Source organism: Thiolinea disciformis DSM 14473 (assembly GCF_000371925.1).
Taxonomy (GTDB): Bacteria; Pseudomonadota; Gammaproteobacteria; order Thiotrichales; family Thiotrichaceae; genus Thiolinea; species Thiolinea disciformis.
On record NZ_AQVE01000051.1, the window covers coordinates 1 to 3,533 of the forward strand.

At 44.5% G+C, this 3,533-nt stretch carries 5 protein-coding genes; all 5 read right to left on the reverse strand.

Annotated features, from left to right (window positions below; translation table 11 throughout):
* Positions 1-119: 119 nt before the first annotated feature.
* Positions 120-467, reverse strand: coding sequence for a hypothetical protein (locus A3IE_RS0119170; RefSeq protein WP_020397230.1), 348 nt, complete (start codon positions 465-467; stop codon positions 120-122).
* 55 nt (positions 468-522) lie between these two features.
* Entirely contained in the window at positions 523-2,205 is a 1,683-nt protein-coding gene (locus A3IE_RS21480; RefSeq protein ID WP_051062573.1) for a hypothetical protein, read from the reverse strand.
* 11 nt (positions 2,206-2,216) lie between these two features.
* Positions 2,217-2,819: a hypothetical protein gene (locus A3IE_RS0119180; RefSeq protein WP_020397232.1), complete on the reverse strand. Its 603-nt coding sequence runs from the start codon at positions 2,817-2,819 to the stop codon at positions 2,217-2,219.
* A 24-nt stretch (positions 2,820-2,843) separates the two neighbouring features.
* Complete coding sequence (locus A3IE_RS0119185) at positions 2,844-3,305, reverse strand: hypothetical protein (RefSeq protein ID WP_157832924.1); 462 nt, start codon at positions 3,303-3,305, stop codon at positions 2,844-2,846.
* Between the two features lie 138 nt (positions 3,306-3,443).
* Positions 3,444-3,530, reverse strand: a complete 87-nt coding sequence (locus tag A3IE_RS23490) for an IS1 family transposase (protein ID WP_425425147.1) — start codon at positions 3,528-3,530, stop codon at positions 3,444-3,446.
* Positions 3,531-3,533 lie beyond the last annotated feature (3 nt).

The window sequence follows — 3,533 nt, forward strand, 5'->3', positions numbered from 1 at the left end:
ACGGTGGCCATACACACCTCTTCCTCAGATCAAATGCCTTTAACGATAAAGCTCCATCAAAGCGTTTTCAACTCCCTTAAATCACGACCCCTTTTAGTAGTTATTGTGCATGTTCATTATTACTTTCCGATAGCACAAGTTAAGGGTTTAATTTCTCGTTTGCGCCATAAATCGCCACCGGCACGCTGCACTAAAAACCACCCTGCTGAACGTAACTCCCTAATTTCATTACTTGGTACTCCAGTCGGAATGGTAGTCTGTAGAGAACCTGTGCAAACATCTTCGTTATTTGGATTCTTATCCAAGACCAATTTTCCCGATAAACAAGTAGCGGGTCTTTCTATAACTGCCCTGGCTAGGCAAAACTCAGTACTCACTGGATAAAAGCCAGTTGGGCAACTACAAGGCGCTGCATAAACCGCAGTGGCTAGCAGGCTTAATAAAACACAATAAATTAGCTTTTTCATAAAAATCGCCTTTAGGCTTGTTTAAATTTCATCAGAAAAATCCTAGAACCCATTATTAGTTCACTAAACTATTTAATAGAGGATTCATTATTTTGGGATCTTGTATAGTAGAAGGTGGAATATCATCTGCAGCAGCTCGGGTGAATATCCAGCTTTTTTGTAGCTTATAGGTTAATGCTTCTAGGCCATGCCTTGGTTCAATCACGGTATCCCATACTTGGATCAAACGATTCAAGCTTGGCGACAAAAGCTTAGTTCTTGCAATCGTAGCGGGCGCAGAAGGGGTGATTAGGATTAATACATGCCTACCGCGCTTTAGATTAGTCTCATTACGAAACGCTAAATTGGCGACGGGAATATCGCCTAGAATAGGCACTGCCGAGCTTTGCCCATCACGAATCGACTCACTCAAACCACTTAAGATGAGTGTTTCGCCAAACGTGACATCCGCAGTCGCAGCCACACTTTGCTTGAAGATGGTAACGCCTTGGTCAAATTTGCCGATATTCTGGTCACTAAAAAAGCTACGGTCTGCTTCCACCCGAAACTTAGCCCCATCCTTACGTACTTCACTGGGAGTAATTTTTAAAGAAACACCTACATCAATGTTTTCTAAAACGGCGGTATTCACGCCACTGACTGGAATTTTTAATTGCTCACCCACAAAAAATACTGATTGCTCACCCGTAAAAGCGGTCAAACTTGGGCGTGCAATCACTTCATAGTAGCGCTTACCTTGATTAAAAATATTTAAGTTATAGGCCAAATCAGGTGTTTTAATGGCTCGGGTAAAAGTCACTGAGTCTGATGAGTCCGTTGCGCTTACTCTGGACTCGGATAGGCGTCCTAAACTATAGATACCTTGTAAGCTATCTAATAAATTCACGCCATAGCGGGTCGTATCACGCACATCTGATAAGACTAAGGTGACATCCACGGTTAATTGGTTGGAACCGCCTGACACGTTATTACTAGGCGCAGCGCTTACCGGTGCTGGCTCTTCAGAACTCGCTGCTGCAACGGGAGCAGCGCTACTATCAATCGCTGCGGTACGTAATAAACTGGCACTACGCTGCTCTACAAAATTACGCTCTACGGCTGGGACAACCGCGGGGGGTGAAGCTAGTAAGCTATTGACGTGAGCGTCCTGCCCCTTACCTGCTGCACTCAAGGTAGCCATACGCCAAGCATGACTTGAATTAGGATCAAGTTTTCTCGCACGCTCAGCCGCAGCCTGTGCTAAATCGATACGTCCTGAAGCATAAGCCGCTGCGGATAATCCTTCAAAAGCTAACGCTTCTTGTGGATCAGTTAAGACTGCATCTGAAAAATAATCTAGCGCTTTTTTGGGCTCTTGCCGTTGTAAAGCAGCCATACCCGCCAGCATGGAAGGCCAAACATTGCTGCCCGCAAATTGTTTGGCGGCTTCATAACCTGATATGGCAAGATCGAGTGAAGCGGGATCACCGGCTAAATGATGACTCGCACCTAGAAGTAAATGCGATTGATACGAACGTGGATTAGCCAGAACTAATTGCTGGGCAGATTGCCGAGCTGCAACGGCATCGCTGCGCTTAAGCGCAGCGATAGTGTTAGTTTGCAAGCTCCTAGACGATTGAGGGCTGACGCTAGGCCCATCCTCTAGCGTGCTTGTACCCGTCGTTGTACAGGAGGCTAAAGCCAAGGCATTGATGATGCAAAACACACCTATGGCTAATCTATGACTGTTAATTTGCATCTACCCCCCCCTTACCACCACCGACTACATAATTTATAATTGACGTCTGTACCTTCTCCTCGACTTAGAACATATACTGCAACACTACAACCTGTCCCCCTAAGACCTGCTTCTACTGGAGAAATACCTATTAATTGCCACCAATCAAATTTAGACAAAGGCGACAATTTTTTTTCAAAGTTAAGTATTTGGTTTTGTGCGAAATTAGGTTGAGCTACCATGGCAGATGGCAGACCTGATGGATGTGCAGCTTTAATAGCTGCTACAAATTGAGCACCCTCTTCGCGCATAGCCTTTTGCAAGATAAAATCGTTAAATAAACTCTCTTCTTTATTAGCTCGCAAGCTTGCAGCAAAACGAGCAGCAGAAGCATCAACAGCTTTAGATTGATCACGTAGTTTTTGCAAAGCCAAATTTCTTTCAGTTTGGTTTTTAGCTTTTTCAACGTTTTCAACGGCTATAGCTAAGGCCATAAATTCATTTGGACTCACTGGAATAGATTTCAACTTAGCGGGGGCTGTATCAGCATAGACTTGTGGCATTGCCAAACTTGCCATTAAGCTGACTGAAAATAAAGCACCTAGCATAAGCCGTTTTGATGTAAAAGTTTTCATAATAGAACTCCTCTGTTGGTGAATTTAGTTACTCGAAGCGGGATATTTATAGATACGCTTCTGCCAAGAATCGCGACCAGACCGAACGTCTAAGTGCCAACTGATATCTCCTCGCGCCTTCTCTATATCAAGCTGGATTTTGGTTATCCCTTTGGGTACAGTTGGCCCAGCATTATTTGCAAGCACACATTCGTCATTTTTCCCCTTATGATCTACTTCCCAACTCCATGGAAAATCACAATCGGCAGGCTTTGCACCACCATCATTTTTTCGGCAACGAATGCCTTTGCCATTAAATTGCACATCACCGTCATAACCACTAGGACATTGCACACCGTTTGCAGGCTTATGCAGTAGGTTATAGGGAGGCAGCTTGCTTGGAAAAACGTACTCTTTGCCCGTACACACAAAACGATCTGCTGCATTAGCAACGACCTCCCGACGAAAACAAGAAGCAGGGGGAGAGCCTGGTAGTAAGGGCGGCATGATAGAAGCCTGTGCAGCACCAGAGACCAAAGGTAAGCAACGGTCCTGTCCTGTAGGATCCATAGGCATACTTTGAGGAGGGCAAACAGCAGTTAGGGTGAAGGTTTTATTTTTCGAGCATTTTAAGTTTTCATTGGGTCATGATTTAAAGGAGTTGAAGAAGCGTCTTTCGATACAGGTTCCAATGACTTTGTCATGAATCTCGATAGACTTAGAAAAACAGATCGT